The organism is Streptomyces sp. NPDC059852, assembly GCF_042731455.1.
Lineage (GTDB): Bacteria > Actinomycetota > Actinomycetes > Streptomycetales > Streptomycetaceae > Streptomyces.
Window position 1 is genome coordinate 24,498 of record NZ_JBHWJK010000010.1, and the last position, 20,883, is coordinate 45,380.

The 20,883-nt window shown below is 72.9% G+C and carries 22 protein-coding genes; 17 read left to right on the top strand and 5 right to left on the bottom strand.

What is annotated here, in order from left to right; all coding sequences use genetic code 11:
• Positions 1-136: 136 nt before the first annotated feature.
• Positions 137-550, bottom strand: a complete 414-nt coding sequence (locus ACFV46_RS15205; protein WP_361924235.1) for a TIGR03618 family F420-dependent PPOX class oxidoreductase — start codon at positions 548-550, stop codon at positions 137-139.
• 119 nt (positions 551-669) lie between these two features.
• Here ACFV46_RS15205 and clpB point away from each other — a divergent pair, with 119 nt between their 5' ends.
• Together clpB and ACFV46_RS15215 are read left to right on the top strand one after the other, a co-directional pair.
• The gene (gene clpB / locus ACFV46_RS15210; protein ID WP_361924233.1) at positions 670-3,267 is read left to right on the top strand and encodes an ATP-dependent chaperone ClpB; all 2,598 of its coding nucleotides are present in this window, start codon (positions 670-672) and stop codon (positions 3,265-3,267) included.
• A 159-nt stretch (positions 3,268-3,426) separates the two neighbouring features.
• Positions 3,427-3,951 (top strand): YbjN domain-containing protein, encoded by a 525-nt coding sequence (locus ACFV46_RS15215; RefSeq protein WP_055621227.1) that lies wholly within the window; start codon positions 3,427-3,429, stop codon positions 3,949-3,951.
• Positions 3,952-4,030: 79 nt separating this feature from the next.
• Here the strand turns inward: ACFV46_RS15215 and ACFV46_RS15220 are convergent, their stop codons facing one another.
• Both ACFV46_RS15220 and ACFV46_RS15225 read right to left on the bottom strand, forming a co-directional pair.
• A complete protein-coding gene (locus tag ACFV46_RS15220; protein WP_361924231.1) occupies positions 4,031-4,666 on the bottom strand; it encodes an SCO4225 family membrane protein in 636 nt (211 codons plus the stop codon).
• 64 nt (positions 4,667-4,730) lie between these two features.
• Positions 4,731-5,198 carry an ATP-binding protein gene (locus ACFV46_RS15225; RefSeq protein WP_385498506.1) on the bottom strand — a complete coding sequence of 156 codons (468 nt, stop codon included), beginning with the start codon at positions 5,196-5,198 and terminating at the stop codon, positions 4,731-4,733.
• A gap of 155 nt (positions 5,199-5,353) precedes the next feature.
• On the opposite strand from ACFV46_RS15225, the gene ACFV46_RS15230 reads away from it, so the two are divergent.
• From ACFV46_RS15230 to ACFV46_RS15245, 4 genes are all read left to right on the top strand, one after another.
• Positions 5,354-6,268, top strand: coding sequence for a Scr1 family TA system antitoxin-like transcriptional regulator (locus ACFV46_RS15230; protein WP_376727659.1), 915 nt, complete (start codon positions 5,354-5,356; stop codon positions 6,266-6,268).
• Entirely contained in the window at positions 6,231-6,350 is a 120-nt protein-coding gene (locus ACFV46_RS15235; RefSeq protein WP_376727660.1) for a DUF397 domain-containing protein, read from the top strand. Before ACFV46_RS15230 ends, ACFV46_RS15235 begins: the two co-directional genes overlap by 38 nt.
• Positions 6,351-6,610: 260 nt before the next feature.
• Complete coding sequence (locus tag ACFV46_RS15240; RefSeq protein WP_385498508.1) at positions 6,611-7,474, top strand: hypothetical protein; 864 nt, start codon at positions 6,611-6,613, stop codon at positions 7,472-7,474.
• 63 nt (positions 7,475-7,537) lie between these two features.
• Positions 7,538-8,095, top strand: coding sequence for a Uma2 family endonuclease (locus tag ACFV46_RS15245; protein ID WP_361924223.1), 558 nt, complete (start codon positions 7,538-7,540; stop codon positions 8,093-8,095).
• Between the two features lie 12 nt (positions 8,096-8,107).
• Here the strand turns inward: ACFV46_RS15245 and ACFV46_RS15250 are convergent, their stop codons facing one another.
• Complete coding sequence (locus ACFV46_RS15250; RefSeq protein ID WP_385498509.1) at positions 8,108-9,298, bottom strand: pyridoxal phosphate-dependent aminotransferase; 1,191 nt, start codon at positions 9,296-9,298, stop codon at positions 8,108-8,110.
• 97 nt (positions 9,299-9,395) lie between these two features.
• On the opposite strand from ACFV46_RS15250, the gene ACFV46_RS15255 reads away from it, so the two are divergent.
• Complete coding sequence (locus tag ACFV46_RS15255; RefSeq protein WP_385498510.1) at positions 9,396-10,019, top strand: hypothetical protein; 624 nt, start codon at positions 9,396-9,398, stop codon at positions 10,017-10,019.
• A 29-nt stretch (positions 10,020-10,048) separates the two neighbouring features.
• Here ACFV46_RS15255 and ACFV46_RS15260 read toward each other — a convergent pair whose 3' ends face one another.
• Positions 10,049-10,543 (bottom strand): hypothetical protein, encoded by a 495-nt coding sequence (locus ACFV46_RS15260; protein ID WP_376727664.1) that lies wholly within the window; start codon positions 10,541-10,543, stop codon positions 10,049-10,051.
• A gap of 326 nt (positions 10,544-10,869) precedes the next feature.
• On the opposite strand from ACFV46_RS15260, the gene ACFV46_RS15265 reads away from it, so the two are divergent.
• The 10 genes from ACFV46_RS15265 (at position 10,870) to kynU (ending at position 20,877) form a co-directional block, all read left to right on the top strand.
• Positions 10,870-11,436 (top strand): DUF2617 family protein, encoded by a 567-nt coding sequence (locus ACFV46_RS15265; protein ID WP_361924190.1) that lies wholly within the window; start codon positions 10,870-10,872, stop codon positions 11,434-11,436.
• 80 nt (positions 11,437-11,516) lie between these two features.
• On the top strand, positions 11,517-13,115 hold the full coding sequence (locus ACFV46_RS15270) for a polyamine aminopropyltransferase (RefSeq protein WP_361924188.1): 1,599 nt from the start codon (positions 11,517-11,519) through the stop codon (positions 13,113-13,115).
• Positions 13,116-13,218: 103 nt separating this feature from the next.
• Positions 13,219-14,082 carry a carbon monoxide dehydrogenase gene (locus ACFV46_RS15275; RefSeq protein ID WP_385498511.1) on the top strand — a complete coding sequence of 288 codons (864 nt, stop codon included), beginning with the start codon at positions 13,219-13,221 and terminating at the stop codon, positions 14,080-14,082.
• 40 nt (positions 14,083-14,122) lie between these two features.
• Positions 14,123-14,917, top strand: coding sequence for an aldose 1-epimerase (locus ACFV46_RS15280; protein WP_385498512.1), 795 nt, complete (start codon positions 14,123-14,125; stop codon positions 14,915-14,917).
• A 10-nt stretch (positions 14,918-14,927) separates the two neighbouring features.
• Positions 14,928-15,476, top strand: coding sequence for an orotate phosphoribosyltransferase (pyrE, locus tag ACFV46_RS15285; protein WP_361924182.1), 549 nt, complete (start codon positions 14,928-14,930; stop codon positions 15,474-15,476).
• Positions 15,477-15,646: 170 nt separating this feature from the next.
• Positions 15,647-16,669 carry a class II fructose-bisphosphate aldolase gene (gene fbaA / locus ACFV46_RS15290; protein WP_361924180.1) on the top strand — a complete coding sequence of 341 codons (1,023 nt, stop codon included), beginning with the start codon at positions 15,647-15,649 and terminating at the stop codon, positions 16,667-16,669.
• A 73-nt stretch (positions 16,670-16,742) separates the two neighbouring features.
• Positions 16,743-18,212 (top strand): MFS transporter, encoded by a 1,470-nt coding sequence (locus ACFV46_RS15295; RefSeq protein ID WP_376727669.1) that lies wholly within the window; start codon positions 16,743-16,745, stop codon positions 18,210-18,212.
• 51 nt (positions 18,213-18,263) lie between these two features.
• Positions 18,264-18,677, top strand: a complete 414-nt coding sequence (locus tag ACFV46_RS15300; protein WP_361924176.1) for a DUF3151 domain-containing protein — start codon at positions 18,264-18,266, stop codon at positions 18,675-18,677.
• A gap of 150 nt (positions 18,678-18,827) precedes the next feature.
• A complete protein-coding gene (locus ACFV46_RS15305; RefSeq protein ID WP_361924174.1) occupies positions 18,828-19,688 on the top strand; it encodes a tryptophan 2,3-dioxygenase family protein in 861 nt (286 codons plus the stop codon).
• Positions 19,681-20,877, top strand: a complete 1,197-nt coding sequence (gene kynU / locus ACFV46_RS15310; RefSeq protein ID WP_385498514.1) for a kynureninase — start codon at positions 19,681-19,683, stop codon at positions 20,875-20,877. Before ACFV46_RS15305 ends, kynU begins: the two co-directional genes overlap by 8 nt.
• Positions 20,878-20,883: the final 6 nt, after the last annotated feature.

Sequence of the window (20,883 nt, forward strand, 5' to 3'; positions counted from 1 at the left end):
ACCGTGACCTGAACACGGTGACGCCGCTGCAGTTTCCGGGGATATTTCCCGCTTTACGGCGACCCTGGACGCATGCATGGCGACCCTGGACGCGGCCGGAACCGGCCCGTCCGCGTCCACATCCATGACCCGTGCCTCACCCGCGCCCCATGGCCCGCGTGAGCGCGATCTCGATGACCACCCGGTTCGGGTTCGGCGCCGGGGTCCGCCCGTACCGGACGGCGTAGCGCCGCTCGGCCTCCCGTACCCGCTCCGGCTCACTGCTGACGTGCGCCACGCCCTCCAGCGTCGCCCAGCGCGCGCCGTCCACCTGGCAGACCGCGACCCGTGCGCCGGCGGCGCCGGCGGCGAGCACGTGCGCCACCTTCCTGCTGGACTTGTTGGTGATCACCCGAGCCAGCCGGGCCTCGGGTTCGTAAGTGACACCGACGGGCACCACGTGCGGGGTGCCGTCCGGACGGGAGGTGGTCAGCGTGCACAGATGCCTCTCCTGCCAGAAGGAGAGGTACGGCGCGTCCGGCGCGCCCGGATCCTGGGGGTATGCGGCCATGGTCGGGAACCTAGCGGGTACACGGCTCCCGAGCCGACCTTGAGTGGAATAGACTCAACTTTGTGTACGCTGATTTTGTCAGTACTGGGAGACGCTGACGCCAGGAGGAGAAGGGACACGTGGACGCCGAGCTGACCAACAGGAGCCGGGACGCGATCAACGCGGCCAGCAACCGGGCCGTGACCGACGGGCACCCGGATCTCACCCCCGCCCACCTGCTGCTGGCTCTGCTCGAGGGCCAGGACAACGAGAACATCACCGACCTGCTGGCGGCCGTCGAGGCCGACCAGGCCGCCGTGCGGTCCGGCACCGAGAAGGCGCTCGCCGCCCTGCCCAGCGTGACGGGGTCCACCGTGGCGCCCCCGCAGCCCAACCGCGACCTGCTCGCCGTGATCGCGGACGCGCAGGCCCGCGCCAAGGACCTGGGCGACGAGTACCTGTCCACCGAGCACCTGCTCATCGGGATCGCCGCCAAGGGCGGCCCCGCGGCCGACGTGCTCACCCGGCAGGGCGCGACCGCGAAGAAGCTGCTGGACGCCTTCCAGAAGGCCAGGGGAGGCCGCCGCGTGACCACCGCAGACCCCGAGGGGCAGTACAAGGCGCTGGAGAAGTTCGGCACCGACTTCACCGCCGCCGCCCGCGAGGGCAAGCTCGACCCCGTCATCGGACGGGACCAGGAGATCCGCCGGGTCGTGCAGGTGCTGTCCCGCCGCACCAAGAACAACCCCGTCCTCATCGGCGAGCCGGGCGTCGGCAAGACCGCCGTCGTCGAAGGGCTCGCCCAGCGCATCGTCAAGGGCGACGTGCCCGAGTCCCTGAAGGACAAGCGGCTCGTGGCGCTCGACCTCGGCGCGATGGTCGCGGGCGCCAAGTACCGCGGCGAGTTCGAGGAGCGCCTGAAGACCGTCCTGGCCGAGATCAAGGGCTCCGACGGGCAGATCATCACCTTCATCGACGAGCTGCACACGGTCGTCGGTGCGGGCGCCGGCGGCGACTCCGCCATGGACGCCGGCAACATGCTGAAGCCGATGCTGGCCCGCGGCGAGCTGCGCATGGTCGGCGCGACCACGCTGGACGAGTACCGCGAGCGGATCGAGAAGGACCCCGCGCTGGAGCGCCGCTTCCAGCAGGTGCTGGTCGCCGAGCCCTCCGTCGAGGACTCCATCGCCATCCTGCGCGGACTCAAGGGCCGCTACGAGGCCCACCACAAGGTGCAGATCGCGGACAGCGCGCTGGTCGCCGCCGCGACCCTGTCCGACCGGTACATCACCTCCCGCTTCCTGCCCGACAAGGCCATCGACCTCGTCGACGAGGCCGCGTCCCGGCTGCGCATGGAGATCGACTCCTCGCCGGTCGAGATCGACGAGCTCCAGCGGTCCGTGGACCGGCTGCGCATGGAGGAGCTGGCCCTCGACAAGGAGACCGACCCCGCCTCCCGCGAGCGCCTGGAGAAGCTGCGCCGCGACCTCGCCGACCGCGAGGAGGAGCTGCGCGGCCTGACCGCCCGCTGGGAGAAGGAGAAGCAGTCCCTCAACCGCGTCGGTGAGCTGAAGGAGCGGCTCGACGAGGTGCGCGGCCAGGCCGAGCGCGCCCAGCGCGACGGCGACTTCGACACCGCCTCCAAGCTGCTGTACGGCGAGATCCCGGCCCTGGAGAAGGAGCTGGAGGCCGCCTCCGAGGCCGAGGAGGAGGTCGCGCCGGACACGATGGTCAAGGAGGAGGTCGGCCCCGACGACATCGCGGACGTCGTCGCCGCCTGGACCGGCATCCCCGCGGGCCGGCTCATGGAGGGCGAGACGCAGAAGCTGCTGCGCATGGAGGAGGAGCTGGGCAAGCGCCTGATCGGCCAGGAGGAGGCCGTGCGGGCGGTGTCCGACGCGGTGCGCCGTACCCGGGCCGGCATCGCCGACCCCGACCGGCCCACCGGCTCGTTCCTCTTCCTCGGCCCGACCGGCGTCGGCAAGACCGAGCTGGCCAAGGCGCTCGCCGACTTCCTCTTCGACGACGAGCGGGCCATGGTCCGCATCGACATGTCGGAGTACGGCGAGAAGCACAGCGTCGCCCGGCTGGTCGGCGCGCCCCCCGGCTACGTCGGCTACGAGGAGGGCGGCCAGCTCACCGAGGCCGTGCGCAGGCGGCCGTACAGCGTCGTGCTGCTGGACGAGGTGGAGAAGGCGCACCCCGAGGTCTTCGACATCCTGCTCCAGGTGCTGGACGACGGGCGGCTCACCGACGGGCAGGGCCGTACGGTCGACTTCCGCAACACGATCCTGGTGCTGACGTCCAACCTGGGCAGCCAGTACCTGGTCGACCCGATCACCAGCGAGACGGAGAAGAAGGAGCAGGTCCTGGAGGTGGTTCGCGCCTCCTTCAAGCCCGAGTTCCTGAACCGGCTGGACGACCTCGTGGTCTTCTCGGCGCTGAGCAAGGACGAGCTGAGCCGGATCGCCCGCCTCCAGATCGACCGGCTCGCCAAGCGGCTGGCCGAGCGGCGGCTCACACTGGAAGTGACCGACGCGGCCCTTGCCTGGCTCGCCGACGAGGGCAACGACCCGGCCTACGGCGCCCGCCCGCTGCGCCGCCTCGTCCAGACGGCCATCGGCGACCGGCTCGCCAAGGAGATCCTGTCCGGCGAGGTCAAGGACGGCGACACGGTCCGGGTGGACGCTTTCGGCGACGGCCTGATCGTGGGACCGGCCACCGGGAAGACGCTCTGAGGCGTCCCGGCACCGTGATCCCGGGTACCTGGGACGAACCGGGTACCCGTCCCGGTGACCGGATCGAGTCAGCCCAGGGCTGACAGGGCCCGTCCGGGCTTGCCACCCCCCTCCCTGCATGGGGGAGGATGGCGGAATCCGTACGAAGGGAAAATCACGGTGAGCATCGACCCGTCCTCGATTCCGAACTTCGGGGGCCAGCAGCCGCAGCCCGGGCCCCCGCCCGGCCCCGTAATCCCGGATCAGGACCTCGTGAAGCAGCTCCTCGACCAGATGGAGCTGAAGTACGTCGTCGACGACGAGGGTGACCTCGCGGCGCCGTGGGAGCAGTTCCGTACGTACTTCATGTTCCGCGGCGAGGGCGACCAGCAGGTCTTCTCGGTGCGGACGTTCTACGACCGGCCCCACCAGATCGACGAGAAGCCCGCGCTCCTCGAGTCGATCGACGACTGGAACCGCCGGACGCTGTGGCCGAAGGTCTACAGCCACACGCACGACGACGGCACCGTCCGCCTGATCGGCGAGGCGCAGATGCTGATCGGCACGGGCGTCAGCCTGGAGCACTTCGTCTCGTCGACGGTCAGCTGGGTGCGGGCCGCCATCGAGTTCGACAAGTGGCTCGTCGAGCAGCTCGGCCTGGAGCAGGAGATCAACGAGGCGGACAAGCCCGAGGACGACGAGTAGTCGTCGCAGCGGACGTACCCGCGGCGCTGTGCCGCGGGTGGAGGAGAGCCCGGCCCTGGTGCCGGGCTCTTCCGCGTCCTCAGCGCCGCGCGCCGCGCATCCGGTGGGCGAGCCGCCCGATCAGGACGGCGTTGACGAGTCCCGCGAGACCCACGGCGACGGTGAAGACCAGCGTGCCCAGCCCGGGGATCCCGGAGTATTCCGCGGGAAGCGACAGCGGCACGGCGACGAAGCTGAACGGCGCGGCGGCGATGAGGGGCCAGACCGCCGCGAACCCGGGGTCCGGCGACAGGAGCACGGCGTACAGGAAGACCCCCAGCGCCGCCGCGACCAGGGCGCAGTAGCCGCGCGCGAGCCAGTTGTCCACGGCGGGCGCGAGGAGGGCCCGCGGCCTCCTGGCGACCGGCTTCCCGCTGAGGGCGCCGAGCGCGGCGGCGTTCACCAGGGCGGACAGCAGGACCCACCCGACCCAGAACCCGGTGGCCAGCGCCTCGGCCGCTCCTCCGCCCTCGGTGCCGGGCCCGAAGGGCAGGACCATGGCGAACAGGGAGAGCGGGGCCGTGAGCAGCACCGGGGCCATGGCGAAGGGGCTCTCCGGGAAGAGCAGCATGACCGGGATGCTCAGGGCGAACAGCGCGAGATAGCCCCGGGCGAGCCGGCTGTCCGTGCCGAGCGTGAGGAGCCGCGGCAGGCGGAGGCGGGGAGAGGTCTGCATCGGGAGGCCCTTCGAGCCGGTGGTACGGGTGGATGTGATCACCACAGTCGCCGGAACGGCCCGCTCAGACATGAGTACAGGTACCCGAGCACGTACCTGCGCAGATACTCACCGGCTCGACGGAGACCTCGGCCCACACGGTCTTGCCCACGGGCCGCCGGGGCTCCCACCCCCACCGCACGGCCAGGGCCTCGACGAGGACCAGTCCCCGTCCGGACTCGCCTTCCGGGCACGACGGGGGAACGGAGGCGGGCGGCCGCTTCCCGGCGGCGGCGTCGGCGACCTCGACCCGCACGAGGTGCGCCGCCGCGTCCAGGGCGAGCCGGAGGGCGCAGGCCCGCCCCGGGACCCGGCCGTGCAGCACGGCGTTCGCCGCCAGCTCGGCGACGACGAGGGCGACCGCGCACGACGCGTCCGACGCGGGCGGCCGGCCGCAGTCCTCCATCCACCGGACGGCGAGGCGCCGGGCGAGCCGGGCACCTCGCGGGGTGGCGGCGAACTGCTGGGTCAGCGTGGGGGTTTCCGTCAGCACGGGCGGTCATCCGTCCTTGTCGTACACGAGTCGTCACGTTCCGTGTCCAAGGGTCGGGCGAACGTCCTACGCTCACCAGGGGACGCAGCCTTACTTCTCCACCCGTAAGGAATGGAAGTGACGCCTTGGCCAACGGAATCGACCCCAGCGCGTCGATGGCGGCCCTGTTCGGCGCGCGGGTGCGCCGCCTCCGTACGGCGGCCGGACTGACCCAGGCCGAACTGGGCGAGCGGACACACGTGGTGAGCACCCGCATCACCCAGATCGAGCGGGCGTCCGGCGCGAAGCCCACGCTGGAACTGGCCCGCGCGCTGGACGCGGCCCTCGGAGCGGACGACCTGCTCGTCGAGCTGTGGCCGTACGTGTACCGGGAGGCGTTCCCGGACTGGTCCCGGAAGTTCATGGCGCTGTCGGAACGGGCGGTGGCCGTCCGGCAGTACGCGGCGCATGTGGTGCCGGGTCTGTTGCAGACCGAGGAGTACGCCCGCGCGGTACTGAGCCTGGATGCCCTCCTGGAGGGCGAGGAACAGTTGGAGGAGCGGGTCTCCGCCCGCCTGGGTCGGCAGGACCGGCTGAGCGCGACCGACCGTCCCGAACTCTGGGTGATTCTGGACGAGGCGGTTCTCAGGCGCCCGATCGGAGGGCACGCCGTGATGCGGAGGCAACTGCGACGGCTGCTCGATGCGGCGGCGGAGCGCCACATCACCGTCCAGGTCCTGCCGTTCGACCAAGGCGGGCACGAGGCGATGGGCGGTTCGCTGACCCTTCTCACGCTGCCGGACGGCTCCGAGGTGGCCTACACGGAGGGTTCGGACTACGGCCAACTCATCGAGGAACCGATCAACGTCAGTCGCTACAAGGTGATTTACGATCGGCTGCGGGCGGCCGCGCTGCCCCCGCTCATGTCTCTCGACATGATCCGGTCCGCGATGGAGGGCGACTACCGTGGCTCGAATCTCCCGTCCCGATCTGACCGCCGCCGAGTGGCGCAAGAGCAGCTTCAGCAACCAGGCGGGGGGAGACTGCGTGGAGGTGGCCGACGGATTCGGCCCCCTCGTCCCCGTCCGTGACAGCAAGACCGCCGACGGACCGGCGCTGTGCTTCGAGGCGGCCTCCTGGGCCGCGTTCATAGGTGCGCTGAAGCGGAGTTGAGGCGGATCTCGGGGTCACCGGGTCCTTGCCCGCGAGGGTCCGGTGGGGCGCTGACCTCCTGAAAGAACCGGGGGAAAGAACTCCCCGCCCGCCCACCCTCCCCGGCCGCGCAGCCCCCGTCACTCGTCCGGGTGACCGGCTTGCAGGGGCCGGACGGGGGCGGTTACGTTCGCCGCGACAACCGCACAAAGACATCGGCCCCCGGCCGGGACGGCAATCCCGATCGAGGGCCTGACCGATCAGGAAGCAGTACCTTCCCGATGGCTGACTCGCAGTCTAACGCGCGCCTGCGCGCCGACGCCGGAGCTCCGACGACCGGTGTGATCCACGTCCGCACCCGCCTCACGGCCGACTTCACGGTGCTCTCCAACGCCCTCGCCCAGCGGCGCGGCAGCGCGGTCACCATCGGGGTGGCGGCGTACATCGCGTCCCTGCCCGACGGCTCCCCGGTGAGCATCGCAGCCCTGTGCGCGCACTTCAGCGAGGGCGAGATCCTGATCTCGCGGGCGCTGCGGGAGCTGGAGGCGGCCGGATACCTGGAGCGGCGCCGCGAACGGACGGCCACAGGGCAGGTCCGTACCCGGACGTTCTTCTACGACGTCCCTGCCGGTCGGGCACCGGAGGCGCCCCGCCCCCGGAGGCGCCCGGCACGGGACACGGCTCCCGAGCAGCCGGACGTCGTCCCGCAGCCCGCGTCCGCGCAAGCGCCCGCGCCCGTGACCGTGCCCGCCCTGGCCGACGCCGATCCGAAGGCCGTCGCCGTGCTGTCGTCGCTTCGCCGGATCGACCCGCGTCTCATCCTGTCCGCGTCGGAGGCGGCCCGGCTGGCGCCCGCCGTCGCCGCGTGGCTGGCGGCAGGGGTCGGGCCACGGGAGATCACGGAGGTGCTGACCGCACGGCTGCCCGAGCGGTTCCGGGCGCGTCCGGCGGGCGTTCTGGCGTTCCGGCTCCGCGAGACACCGCTGCCTGTCCCGGCCCTGCCGCCGCAGCGCCCTCCGTCCGAGCGTCCGGCCGTCCCGCCTCTCCAGACCTGCGACGGCTGCGAACGCGCCTTCCGCGCCCCGGGACCGGGCCGCTGCCGGGACTGCCGAGGGCACGGCGCAATTGTGTCCGCGGCGGCCTGAGCCGCCGCTCGGCTCGGTGACATCGTCCGCCGTATCCTGACCACACACGGGAAGGAGCCGTCCATGAGCGTCGACGCGATCGTGCACACCGAGTTCCCCAAGGGTTACACGGTCCTGTTCGGGGCTGACGGAAAGGTGATCATGACCCCGCAGAGCGAGGAGCACTCGAGCACCATCCGGTCCATGCAGATCGACTCGGCTGCCGCACTGGGCCGTCATGCGAAGGTCACCTCCGACGTCTACATCGACTTTCCCGCCGACGAGAACTCCGCCCCCGACCTGGCGATCCTGCGCGAGGACGCCCGCAAGGAGGGCAAGCGCTACAGCTTCGAGGACGTCCTGCTGATCTCCGAGGTCGTCTCGACGTCCTCCGCGCGCAAGGACTACGACGACTGCACGGCGAAGTACGGGCGCTACGGCATTCCGATCTACCTGGTGGTGGATCCCTACGCCCAGGAGGTCGTGCTGCACACCCAGCCGAACGGCTCCGGATACATCGCGGCCCACACGCACAAGTACGGCACGGGCAAGCTTCCGATCCCCCTGGCCGACGGCCGCACCTTCACGCTCGACCTCGACGAGCTGCCGCGTCCCGAGCCGGAGGCGGACGGACGGCCGTAGGCCCGCCCGCCCTCACGCCGACAGGGTCTTCAGGCGGGACGCCGCCTCCTGGAGGACCGCTGTCTGCTTGCAGAAGGCGAAGCGGACGAAGGGGGCGCCCTCCTCGCGGTGGTCGTAGAAGACCGCGGTGGGGATGGCGACCACCCCGGCCCGCTCCGGCAGGGTGCGGCAGAACGCGATGCCGTCGGTCTCGCCGAGCGGGCGGATGTCGGCGGTGATGAAGTAGGTGCCGGCGGGCCGGTAGACCGTGAGGCCCGCCTCCTCCAGACCGGTGGCCAGGATGTTCCGCTTGGCGAGCATGTCGGCGCGGAAGTGCTCGAAGTAGGAGTCCGGGAGCGACAGCGCCTCGGCCACCGCGTACTGGAACGGGCCCGCCGACACGTACGTCAGGTACTGCTTGGCCGAGCGGACGGCCGTGACCAGGGCGGGGGAGGCCGTCACCCAGCCGACCTTCCAGCCCGTGAACGAATATGTCTTGCCCGCCGAGCTGATCGTCACCGTGCGCTCCCGCATGCCCGGGAACGAGGCGAGCGGGATGTGCTCGGCGTCGTCGAAGACCAGGTGCTCGTACACCTCGTCGGTCACGACGAGCAGGTCCCGCTCGACGGCCAGCTCGGCGACCGCCGCCAGCTCCGCGCGGGTGAGGACCGTGCCGGTCGGGTTGTGCGGGGTGTTGAGCAGCAGCAGCCGGGTGCGGTCGGTGACGGCCGCCCGCAGCTCGTCCAGGTCCAGCCGGAAGGCGCCGTCGTGCGGGCGCAGGATGACCGGCACCCGGGTCCCGCCCGCCATGGCGATGCAGGCCGCGTACGAGTCGTAGTAGGGCTCGAGGGCGACCACCTCGTCGCCGGGCTCCACCAGCGCGAGCAGGGCCGCCGCGATGGCCTCCGTGGCGCCCGCGGTGACCAGGACCTCGGTGTCGGGGTCGTACGTCAGGCCGTAGCGCCGCTGCTGGTGCGCGACGACGGCCGCGCGCAGCTCAGGGACGCCGGGGCCCGGCGGGTACTGGTTGCCCCGCCCGTCGCGCAGCGCCCGTACGGCCGCCTCCCGGACCTCCTCGGGTCCGTCGGTGTCGGGGAAGCCCTGCCCGAGGTTGATGGACCCGGTGCTCAGGGCCAGCGCCGACATCTCCGCGAAGATCGTCGTCCCGAACTCGGCGAGCCGGCGGTTCAGCAGGGGGCGCGAGGAGGAGGTCATGCCCGTCATCCTCCGCCCGGGCTCGGGCTTTCCTCAACCCGCACTCGCCGCCCGTCGTCCCGGGCGCGCTGCGTAGAGTGCCTGCGGTCGTGGAGGGGAGAGGGCATTGGACGCGGTCGAGTTCCCGCTGAGCGCCCGGGTGCGTGCGGCCCGGCGGTGGCTGGTGGCCACGAGCGCGGGCGGTGGCGTGCTCGTGGCGGCCACCGCGGCGTCCGTGGTCGCGGGCGCCGCAGGCTGGGTGGCGGTGCCCCGGGCGGTCCAGGCCGTCCTGGTGCTGGTGACGCTGTTCGTGCTGCCCGTCGTCTGGGTGGGCGCGCACGCCGTGTGGGCGCTGCGCGGGCGGGCCGAGCTGTTCGCCGCCGCCGGGGAGCACCCGCGGCGGCGCCCCACCGACCGGCAGCTCGTCGGCCATCTGCGTGACGAGCACCCGCTCACGCCGCTGTGGTGGATGGTCGCCGTCCTCGGCGGCCTCGGCACGCTCTGTCTCGGGTTCGCGCTTCCGTTCGCCCTCGCCGACGGCGCCCTGCTCGCCGGTGCGGTCCTCGGCGCCGGTCTCCTCGTGTCCCTGGCCGCCCTCGGCCTCGCCGTGCCGGGCATCCGCCGCGCCGACCGGCAGGGCGCGGCGGACCGGAAGCGGCGTGCGGAACTGTGGTACCTGCCCGACGCCGTCGAGCGCCGGCTCGCGGTCCCCCTCCTCGGCTCGGGCGACGGGGCACATCTCGGAGCCTGACCCGCGCGCGGCGAATCCTCTGAAGTTGCTCAACTCTGCTTTGGCGCGCGAACGCCCCGGGCATCTCCCCCGCACGCACCGAGCGGCGGCGCCCACGGGGGGATGTCCGGGTCCGTCTCGGGCGAACGGAAGGAGGCCGACGCCATGGTCACAGGACTTGTCGTGGTGCTGGTCGCGGCGGTGTTCGTCCTGGTCTTCGTGTCCATCGCGCGCAACGCCGCGCGACGGTCGGCGAGCCGGGCGCGCGGGCGGGGGCGCGGCTCGAACCGGCGTACCTCGTACAGCCGCAGCAGCGGCGGCAGCAGTGACAGCAGCAGCAACCACAACAGCTGGTGGGTCGGCGGTGGGGACACCGGGTCGTCCTGCGGAAGCTCCTCCTCGTCGTCGTGCTCGAGCAGCTCCTCCTGTTCCAGCGGCTCGTCCTGCGGAGGCGGGTCGTCGTGCGGCGGAGGGGGCGGATGCGGCGGCGGGGGCAGCTGACACGGGGCAGCTGAGCTCCACCCGGCAGGGGGAGCCGCATCCACCACGAGAGCGGAGCCGGTGCCTGGACCGGCCCCGCTCTTCGTTTTCCGGGCGCTCCGGCGCGCGCCCTCTCGCACAGGCGCACGCCGGAGTTGAACAGTTGAGCTGATAAGCCCTCCGAGGGATGGAAACCCTACGAACTTGGGTAAAAACGCTGTGTCGCCGACACAGTTCATGATTCAGTGAAGTTCACCTACGCAGCCCCTCGGACGTCCCACGGACACTCATCCGACCGCCGACAGGGCTGACGGGGCCGACGTCCCGGTGCCGGCAGTGCGACGACGGCCGGCACCTCACCTTCCTCCTGCGTGCCAAGCGGAGCCCATCCATGCTCACGACCCTGAAGACCGCCTACAGCGACACGCGCGCCGCCGACCTGGCCTGGACCCTGGGGCGGGAGCCGCTGCCCGCACTGGCCACGCTCGACCTCGAACTCGACGGGACGAGACTCCAGTTGAGACTGCTCGGCGCCTCCCACCAGATCCTCGTCGACGAGGAGCGGGGACGCTGTTCGGAGACGGTGGCCTGCATCCCCGGCAGCAGCACCCCCCTCCCGCTCGGTGTCGCCAAGCGCGCGGGCGACTGGGAGTACGAGTTCGCCGCCCGGGTCGAGGTACTGTCGCCCGGCCAGTTCGCGGGCCGCGCGCAGGAGTTGCTGGCGCTGGTGGCCGACCACCCGCACGGCCTGGCCGGTGTGTTCCCCGGCAGCCCGTACGCCTTCACCGCCATGCTGGCCCGCCGCCACGAGGGGCAGGTGCACTGGCGGACCTGGCACGCCTACCCGCAGGACGGCCAGTTGGTGGCGACACGGACACGTGTCGGAGTGCGCGTCCCGGCGGGCCCCGGCCGGCCCACGGCGAGCCGACTGCGCCCGCCCGCCGTCCTCGCCGGATAAACCACCGGCACCCCCGGAGCCGCCGATTCCACACGTGTGGGTGACGAAGCGTGCCCCAGGCGTAACGTAGCGTCGGCAACGTGATCGAACCGCACGCACCCGCGCCTCCCGGCACGACGCCCCCCTGGGGCGGCCGGGCGCGGCTGCCGGTCCGGCCGGACACCGGGCGGTTCCTGGTCCTCGCGGGCGTCTTCGTCTGCGCCGCCTGCGGACTCGTGTACGAACTCGAACTCGTCGCGCTCGCGTCCTACTTGATCGGCGACTCGGTCACCCAGGCGTCCGTCGTCCTGTCCGTGATGGTCTTCGCCATGGGCATCGGCTCGCTCGCCGCCAAACGGCTGCGGCCCCGGGCCGCCGCCGGGTTCGGCGCCATCGAGGCGGTCCTCGCGCTGGTCGGCGGGTGCAGCGCCCTCGCCCTGTACGCCGTGTTCGCCTGGACCGGCGACTGGGGCGGCCCCTGGGCGCACGCGCCCCGCGTCCTCCTCGTCGCCTTCTCGCTCGTCATCGGCCTGCTCATCGGGGCCGAGGTTCCGCTGCTGATGGAGCTGATCCAGCGCATCCGCCGCCAGGACGCGGGCGGCGCGGTGGCCGACCTGTTCGCGGCCGACTACGTCGGCGCTCTCGTCGGCGGACTGGCCTTTCCCTTCCTTCTGCTGCCGCTGCTGGGGCAGTTGACGTCGGCCCTGATCACCGGCGGGGTCAACGCGGTCGTGGGCGCGGCGCTCGTCCTCGGGGTGTTCCGCGCCGACCTCGGCCCCCGGGCCCGCCGGGTCCTCCTCGCCGTCAACCTCGCCGTGCTCGGTGTCCTCGGCGCGGCCGCCGTCCTCGTCGACGACTTCGAGCGGGCCGCGCGGCACGCGGTGTACGGGCAGGACGTGCGGGTGGCCGTCCGGACAGGCACCCAGGAGGTCGTCATCACCGGCGGCACCGGCGGCCGGCCCCTCGACCTGTTCCTCGACGGGCGGCTGCGGGTCAGCGGCCGCGACGAGGGCCGCTACCACCAGGCGCTGGTGCACCCCGCGATGAGCGGCGGGCACGCGCGCGTGCTGATCCTCGGCGGCGGCGACGGACTGGCGGCCCGCGAGGTGCTGCGCCACCCCGGCGTGCGCCGGGTCGACATCGTCGAGTCCGACCCCGAGGTGGTCCGCCTGGCCCGCGAGGACCCGCCGCTGTCCCGGCTCAACGGGTACGTCCACGGCGACGCCCGTGTCCGGGTGCGGGACTCCGACGCCTTCCACCTGCTGCGGTCGGTGCCGCCGGGCTCGTACGACGTGATCGTCTCCGATCTGCCCGACCCCGGTGTGACCGACAGCGCCAAGCTGTACTCGCAGGAGTTCTACGGCCTCGCCCGCCGCGCCCTCGCCCCGCACGGCCGGCTCGCCGTGCACGCCGGGTCCCTCACCCCTGACCCCCGTGTCCTGTGGACCGTCGAGGCCACCCTGCGCGCCGCCGGGCTGCGGACCACCCCGTACTCGCTCGCGGTGCGCGATCCGGCGGCGGGTCCGGCGCGGGCACCGGACGACTGGGGTTTCGTACTGGCCGGGCGGGACGGCCCGCCGCCGCTGCGGGCCGGGACGGGCGCGCTCACCCGCGCGGGCCTCGCGGCGGGGGTGCGGGCGGCCGAGGCGTCCCGGATCGGCGGGCTGCCGCCGTCGACGCTCGTGCATCCGCGCTACTGAGCGGCCCGCCTCCGCGCCACTGAGCGGCCCCCGCCGCATCCGGCCCCCGAATCCCGGGATTGTGTGGGTGCGGTTCACGCCATGCTGGGTAGGCTCGATCGGCATGGAGCATGAGGTGTTCGTTCCGGTCGCGGCCGAGCGGCTCAGGGAGGTGCTGGCCGACCCCGTGCGGGTCGCCCGCGCGGTCCCCGGGCTCCAGCAGGACGCCGGAGCCGAACCCGTCGCGGGGCGCCTGAAGCTGCGCGTCGGCGGGCACACCATCACCTACCGGGGTGCCGTGCGCGTCACCGCGCGGGACGACGGGGCGTACGCCGTGGAGGGCGACGCGAGCGAGGCCCGCGGGACCGGTTCCGTGAAGCTCGCGCTCACCCTGCGCGCGCGGGACGCCGACGGCGGAACGACGCTCGCCGTCGAGGGCGGTGCCTTGGCCGACGGACGGATCACCGAGTTCGAGGCCGACGCCGTGCACGCGGCCGTCACCCGGCTGCTGAACCGGTTCGCCGAGCGGCTCGGCGCGGTGGCGGCGGAGTCCGCCGGACCGGAGGCCGCCGCGGAAGGGGTCGAGGAGGCGCTGGCACCCGGCGAGTTCGAGCCCCGCGTGACCAGCGACTTCGAGACGACCCCGGACGCGGAGGACCCGCCGGTGCCCGACCCGGCGTCCGTGTTCGACACCGAGGTGCCGCCCCCGGCGCTCGATCCGGAGGCCGACATGGACACGGAACCCGACGACGAGGCCGACGAGGACGACGAGGAGGCGCCCGTGGCGGAGGCCGCGCACGCCCGGCGCACGATGATCGGGCGCAGCGCCGAGGAGGTCGACCACGCCCCGCCGCGCGGCCGGTACGCGCCGGTGCCGCCTCCCCAGTCCCTCGCGCCCAACTCGGCGCTGCGCTGGGCCGCCCCGGCCGCCGCGGTCGTCCTGGCCTCGGCGATCGTGGCCGGCCGGATGCTGCGCCGCCGCCGCTGACCCGCCGGGCGGTCTTGATCGCCCCCGGTAGGGTCGTCCTGTGGGTACCGAACAGATCACGCTGACCGCGGGCGACGCGGAGGTGGACGTGCTGCCGGGCAACGGCGGACGGGTCGGGGGGCTGCGCGTCGGCGGGACGGAGCTGCTGCGGCAGGGGGAGCGGTTCGGCTGCTTCCCGATGGTGCCCTGGTGCGGGCGCATCCGCGACGGCCGCTTCCGCGACGGCGCCGAGGTACGGCAGATGCCGCTCAACGCGCCGCCCCACGCCATCCACGGCACGGCCCGCGACGGCGCCTGGAAGGTCGCCCGGCACACCGGCGCCGAGACCGTCCTCACCTACGACCTCGTCGAGCCGTGGCCCTACCCGGGCCGGGTCACCCAGGTGGTCGCGCTCACCCCGGACAGCCTCACCCTGACCATGTCCGTGGAGACGTACGACGCGTCCTTCCCGGCGCAGATCGGCTGGCACCCCTGGTTCAACCGCAACCTCGGTGACGGCGGCCAGGACGTGCGGCTCGACTTCACCCCGGCCTGGCAGGAGGAGCGCGGCGACGACCACCTCCCCACCGGCAACCGGATCGAGCCGGTGCCCGGCCCCTGGGACGACTGCTTCGGGATGCCTGGCGGCGTCGACGTCACCCTCACCTGGCCCGAGCGGCTGGAGCTGAAGGTGACCAGCCGCGAGGAGTGGGTCGTCGTCTACGACGAGCAGGAGGCCGCCGTCTGCGTCGAACCGCAGACCGGGCCGCCCGACGGCCTGAACAGCCTCCCCCGCCTGGTCACGCCCCTGGAGCCGCTGGAGGCCACGACCGTCTGGACCTGGCGGCGCCTCTAAGCTGGGCGGCATGACTGACGTTCGCGCGGCGCTGCTGCAGCAGATCAAGGACAAGGCCGTGGTGCACGGCAAGGTGACCCTGTCGTCGGGCCTCGAGGCCGACTACTACGTCGACCTGCGCCGCGTCACCCTCGACGGCGAGGCCGCCCCGCTGGTCGGGCAGGTGCTGCTCGACCTGACCGCCGACCTGGAGTTCGACGCCGTGGGCGGGCTGACCATGGGCGCCGACCCGGTCGCCGCCGCCATGCTGCACGCCGCCGCCGCGCGCGGCCGCAGGCTCGACGCGTTCGTCGTCCGCAAGGCCGCCAAGGCGCACGGCCTCCAGCGCCGTGTCGAGGGCCCGGAGATCGCCGGCCGCCGCGTGCTCGTCGTCGAGGACACCTCCACCACCGGCGGTTCACCGCTCACCGCCGTCGAGGCCGTCCGCGAGGCGGGCGCCGAGGTCGTCGGCGTCGCGACCATCGTCGACCGGGCCACCGGCGCCGCCGAGAAGATCCGCGAGGGAGCCCAAGTGCCGTACGTGTACGCGTACTCCAAGGACGACCTCGGCCTGGACTGACCCCGCTCGCCGGCCGGGTCCGTCTCGGCTGGTGACAGACGCTCGGAGCATCCGGGTTCGTCTGGAAAGATGGGCGCCGACGACGACGTCACACCCCCCAAGGTCTAGGTCAGGGCCAAGAAGAACGCCGTACGCAGTACGCCGACCCGCACACTCCAAGGAGCGGACAGATGCCCATCGCAACCCCCGAGGTCTACAACGAGATGCTCGACCGGGCGAAGGCAGGCAAGTTCGCCTACCCGGCCATCAACGTGACCTCCTCCCAGACCCTGCACGCGGCCCTGCGCGGCTTCGCGGAGGCGGAGAGCGACGGCATCATCCAGATCTCCACGGGTGGTGCCGAGTTCCTGGGCGGTCAGCACAACAAGGACATGGTCACCGGCGCCGTCGCCCTGGCCGAGTTCGCGCACATCGTCGCCGAGAAGTACGACATCACCGTCGCGCTGCACACCGACCACTGCCCGAAGGACAAGCTCGACGGGTACGTCCGCCCGCTGCTCGCGGTGTCCGAGGAGCGCGTCGCGCGCGGTGAGAACCCGCTGTTCCAGTCGCACATGTGGGACGGCTCGGCGGAGACCCTCGCCGACAACCTCGCCATCGCGCAGGAGCTGCTGGAGCGCGCCCGCGCCGCCAAGATCATCCTCGAGGTCGAGATCACCCCGACCGGCGGCGAGGAGGACGGCGTCTCCCACGAGATCAACGACTCCCTCTACACCACGGTCGACGACGCGATCCGCACCGCCGAGGCCCTCGGCCTCGGTGAGAAGGGCCGCTACCTGCTCGCCGCGTCCTTCGGCAACGTCCACGGCGTGTACAAGCCGGGCAACGTCGTGCTGCGTCCCGAGCTGCTGAAGGAGCTCAGCGAGGGCGTCGCCGCCAAGTTCGGCAAGGCGTCGCCGTTCGACTTCGTCTTCCACGGCGGCTCCGGCTCCACCGAGCAGGAGATCGCGACCGCGCTGGAGAACGGCGTCGTCAAGATGAACATCGACACCGACACCCAGTACGCGTTCACGCGTCCGGTCGCGGACCACATGTTCCGCAACTACGACGGCGTCCTGAAGGTCGACGGCGAGGTCGGCAACAAGAAGACCTACGACCCGCGGACCTGGGGCAAGCTCGCCGAGGCGTCCATGGCCGCGCGCGTGACCGAGGCCTGCACGCACCTGCGCTCCGCCGGTACGAGGATCAAGTAGTCCCCGTCCCCCCGAGGGGACCCGTGAGCCCGGCGCCTGCCCTTGGCGCCGGGCTCGCTGTATACCTGGGGGCATGCCCGATGTGCGGCTGGCCTCCTCGCAGGGCCGGTGGATCCTGCTCACCACCGTCCTCGGCTCCAGCATGGCGATGCTGGACTCCACCGTCGTCAACGTCGCCCTGCCGCGCATTGGCCGCGACCTCGGCGCCGACCTCGCCGCCCTCCAGTGGACCGTCAACGCGTACATGCTGACGCTGGCCGGGCTCATCCTGCTCGGCGGCTCCCTCGGCGACCGGTACGGACGGCGCCGGCTCTTCGTCGTGGGCGTGGTGTGGTTCGCGGCGGCCTCGCTGCTGTGCGGGCTCGCGCCCGGCGTCGAGGTGCTGATCGCCGCCCGCGCCCTGCAGGGCGTCGGCGGGGCGCTGCTCACCCCCGGGTCGCTGGCGCTGATCCAGGCGTCCTTCCACCCCGACGACCGGGCCCGTGCCGTCGGCCTGTGGTCCGGGTTCGGGGGGATCGGGGCGGCCGTCGGGCCGTTCCTGGGCGGCTGGCTGGTCGACGGGCCGGGCTGGCGCTGGGTCTTCCTGCTGAACGTGCCGGTGGCGCTGGTGTGCGCGCCGATCGCCGTGCGGCACGTCCCCGAGTCGGGCGACGCGACCCGGCACGGCCGCTTCGACGTGCTCGGGGCCGCCCTGGGCGCGCTGGCCCTGGCCCTCGTGACGTACGCGCTGATCGAGGCGCCGAAGGGGTCGGCGACCGTCGCGGTGGCGGCGGTGGCCGGCGTGGGCGCCGGGTTCGCCTTCGTCCGGGTCGAACGGCACCGGAGCGATCCGATGATGCCGCCCGACATCTTCCGCTCGCGGCAGTTCACGGCCGTCAACCTGGTCACGCTGTGCGTGTACGCGGCCTTCGGCGGCTTCTTCTTCCTGGCCGCGCTCCAGCTCCAGGTGGTCGCCGGGTACTCGGCGCTCGCGGCCGGCGCGGCGCTGCTGCCGACGACCGGGCTGATGCTGCTGTTCTCGGCGCGGTCCGGTGCCCTCGCGGACCGGATCGGGCCGCGGGTGCCGCTGACCGTGGGGCCGCTGGTGTGCGCGGCCGGGATGCTGCTGATGCTGCGGGTGGGCCCGGACGCCGTGTACGTGTCCGACGTGCTGCCCGCGCTGCTGGTGCTGGGCACCGGCATGGTCACGCTGGTCGCTCCGCTGACGGCGACCGTCCTCGGGTCCGTCGACACCGCCCGGGCGGGGCTGGCCAGCGGGATCAACAACGCGGCGGCGCGGGCGGCGGGGCTGATCGCGGTGGCCGCCCTGCCGCTGCTGGCGGGGATGGGCGAGGAGGCGTACCGGTCGGCGCCGGCGTTCGACGCCGCGTTCCGGCGGGCCATGCCGATCTGTGCGGGGGTGCTGGTGGTGGGGGCGGTGGTGGCGTTCGCGACGGTGCGGACGTTGCCGGCGGGGTGCCGGAAGCCGGAGTGCCTGCGGCACGGCTCCGTGGTGACGCCGCCGCTGGAGGGGCAGGGGAGTCGGGGGCGGCTGGGGGAGTGACGGGGGCTGCCTGCGTGAGGCCGGGGTGGGCCGATGGACCACACTGGGACCATGGCCATTCACGAGAACCTGCTCGGGGGTCCGCCCCCGACCCATCTGCCCGACGACCCGGAGCCCCGCGAGGCGCTCGCGAGCGGTACCGCGCCCTCGGAGGTCGCCGCCCGGTACCCGACCTCCTCCCTGGCCTGGGCCCAGCTCGCCGACGAGGCGTTCGAGCGGGGCAGCGTCGTCGAGTCGTACGCCTACGCCCGGACCGGCTACCACCGCGGTCTGGACGCGCTGCGCCGCAACGGCTGGAAGGGCCATGGGCCCGTGCCGTGGGAGCACGAGCCGAACCGGGGCTTCCTGCGGGCCCTGCACGCCCTCGCCCGGGCCGCCGGGTCGATCGGCGAGCAGGAGGAGTACGAGCGCTGCTCGCAGTTCCTGAAGGACTCCTCGCCGACGGCCGCCCAGACCCTGGGCTAGGTCGTTCGGCCCGGCGCGAGGCCCGCCCGGTGTGACCGGGCGGGCCTTGCGGGGTTCCGGGGACATGACTGAGGATGCCGGTGGGGACCGGGGCCCCTTTGCCGATAACGGCAGGGCGGACCGCTACCCGGAGTTACACAGGAGACAGCGATGTCCCAGCAGGCTCATCGGTCCGCGGACACCACCGCGGGGACTCAGGAGCCCGAGACCCCGAATCTCGACTTCGCGGGTACGACACCGTACGAGGACTACGTCAAGGCGGACGTCCTCACCCACCTGCAGCACACCCTCTCCGACGATCCCGGAGAGATGGTCTTCCTGGTCACGACCCAGGTCATGGAGCTGTGGTTCACCGTCATCGTCCACGAGTGGGAGACCGCGGCCCGCGCGCTGCGCGAGGACCGCCCCGGTGTGGCGGTCGACGCCCTCAAGCGGTCCGTGCGGGAGCTGGAGGCCCTGAACGCCTCCTGGACGCCGCTCGGACAGCTCACGCCGGCCCAGTTCAACTCGTACCGCAGCGCCCTCGGCGAGGGCTCCGGCTTCCAGTCCGCGATGTACCGGCGGCTGGAGTTCCTGCTCGGCGAGAAGTCGGCGTCGATGCTGGTCCCGCACCGCGGCGCCCCGCGCGTCCACGCGGAGCTGGAGAAGGCCCTGCACGAGCCGAGCCTGTACGACGAGGTGCTGCGCTTCCTCGCCCGGCGCGGCCACGCGATCCCTGAGGCGGTGCTCACCCGGGACGTCACCCGCCGCTACGAGCCCTCGGAGGCCGTCGAGGCGGTCTGGGCGGAGATCTACACCGGCGACCAGAACGCCGAGCTCACCCGTCTGGGCGAGGCGCTCACGGACGTCGCCGAACTGGTGTGGCGCTGGCGCAACGACCACCTGGTCGCCACCCGCCGCGCGATGGGCGCCAAGGCCGGCACCGGCGGCTCGGCCGGAGTGGCCTGGCTGGAGAAGCGTGCCCAGAAGAACGTCTTCCCGGAGCTGTGGACGGCGAGGTCCCATGTCTGAGCCGGCCGAGCTCGCCGCGCGGGCCGAGAAGCTGGACGCCGACGACGAACTCGCCGCCAAGCGCGCGGAGTTCGTCCTGGACGACGTCGTCTACCTCGACGGCAACTCCCTGGGCGCCCTGCCCGCGCACGTCCCCGGCCGCGTCGAGGACGTCGTGCGCCGGCAGTGGGGCGAACTGCGCATCCGCTCCTGGGACGAGAGCGGCTGGTGGACCGCGCCGGAGCGGATCGGCGACCGGATCGCCCCGCTGGTCGGCGCGGCGCCCGGGCAGATCGTCGTCGGCGACTCCACCAGCGTCAACGTGTTCAAGGCGCTGGTGGCCGCCGTGCGGATCGCCGGGGACGGCCGCGACGAGATCCTCGTCGACGCCACCACGTTCCCCACGGACGGGTACATCGCCGAGTCGGCGGCCCGGATGACCGGCCGTACGCTGCGGCCCGTGACGCCCGCCGAGGTGCCGGACGCGCTGGGCGACCGTACGGCCGCCGTGCTGCTCAACCACGTCGACTACCGCACCGGGCGGCTGCACGACCTGCCGTCGCTCACGGCGGCCGTGCGCGCGGCGGGCGCGGTGTCCGTGTGGGACCTGTGCCACAGCGCGGGCGCGCTGCCGGTCGGGCTGGACGAGCACGGCGTGGACCTGGCGGTCGGCTGCACCTACAAGTACCTGAACGGCGGCCCGGGTTCACCGGCGTACCTGTATGTGCGCCGGGGTCTGCAGGACCGGTTCGACTCGCCGCTGCCGGGGTGGAACTCGCACGCCGAACCCTTCGGGATGCACCGGGACTTCACCGCGGCCCTCGGCGCCGCACGCGGCCGGGTCGGCACACCCGACATCCTGTCCATGCTCGCCCTGGAGGCGGCCCTGGACGTGTGGGACGGGGTGCCGGTGGAGGCGGTACGGACCAAGTCGCTGGCGCTGACGGACTTCTTCCTGGAGTGCGTCGAGGCGTACGCGCCCGCCGGGCGGGTGGAGTCGGTGACGCCGGCCTCCCACGCCGAGCGCGGCAGCCAGGTGGCGCTGCGCTGCGCGGACGCCGGGGACGTGATGAGGGAGCTGATCGCGCGGGGCGTGGTCGGCGACTTCCGCCACCCGGACGTGCTGCGCTTCGGCTTCACCCCGCTGTACGTGTCCTTCGCGGACACCGAGCGGGCGGCCCGCGTCCTGGCGGACGTGCTGGGGGCCTAGGGGGCG

Coding starts and splice junctions, on each gene's coding strand:
- ACFV46_RS15300 (WP_361924176.1), top strand. CDS start 18,264: ATGGCCATTCACGAGAACCTGCTCGGGGGTCCGCCCCCGACCCATCTG.
- fbaA (WP_361924180.1), top strand. CDS start 15,647: ATGCCCATCGCAACCCCCGAGGTCTACAACGAGATGCTCGACCGGGCG.
- ACFV46_RS15275 (WP_385498511.1), top strand. CDS start 13,219: ATGGAGCATGAGGTGTTCGTTCCGGTCGCGGCCGAGCGGCTCAGGGAG.
- ACFV46_RS15220 (WP_361924231.1), bottom strand. CDS start 4,666: ATGCAGACCTCTCCCCGCCTCCGCCTGCCGCGGCTCCTCACGCTCGGC.
- ACFV46_RS15295 (WP_376727669.1), top strand. CDS start 16,743: ATGCCCGATGTGCGGCTGGCCTCCTCGCAGGGCCGGTGGATCCTGCTC.
- ACFV46_RS15305 (WP_361924174.1), top strand. CDS start 18,828: ATGTCCCAGCAGGCTCATCGGTCCGCGGACACCACCGCGGGGACTCAG.
- ACFV46_RS15245 (WP_361924223.1), top strand. CDS start 7,538: ATGAGCGTCGACGCGATCGTGCACACCGAGTTCCCCAAGGGTTACACG.
- ACFV46_RS15240 (WP_385498508.1), top strand. CDS start 6,611: ATGGCTGACTCGCAGTCTAACGCGCGCCTGCGCGCCGACGCCGGAGCT.
- ACFV46_RS15250 (WP_385498509.1), bottom strand. CDS start 9,298: ATGACGGGCATGACCTCCTCCTCGCGCCCCCTGCTGAACCGCCGGCTC.
- ACFV46_RS15205 (WP_361924235.1), bottom strand. CDS start 550: ATGGCCGCATACCCCCAGGATCCGGGCGCGCCGGACGCGCCGTACCTC.
- kynU (WP_385498514.1), top strand. CDS start 19,681: ATGTCTGAGCCGGCCGAGCTCGCCGCGCGGGCCGAGAAGCTGGACGCC.
- pyrE (WP_361924182.1), top strand. CDS start 14,928: ATGACTGACGTTCGCGCGGCGCTGCTGCAGCAGATCAAGGACAAGGCC.
- ACFV46_RS15230 (WP_376727659.1), top strand. CDS start 5,354: ATGGCGGCCCTGTTCGGCGCGCGGGTGCGCCGCCTCCGTACGGCGGCC.
- ACFV46_RS15265 (WP_361924190.1), top strand. CDS start 10,870: ATGCTCACGACCCTGAAGACCGCCTACAGCGACACGCGCGCCGCCGAC.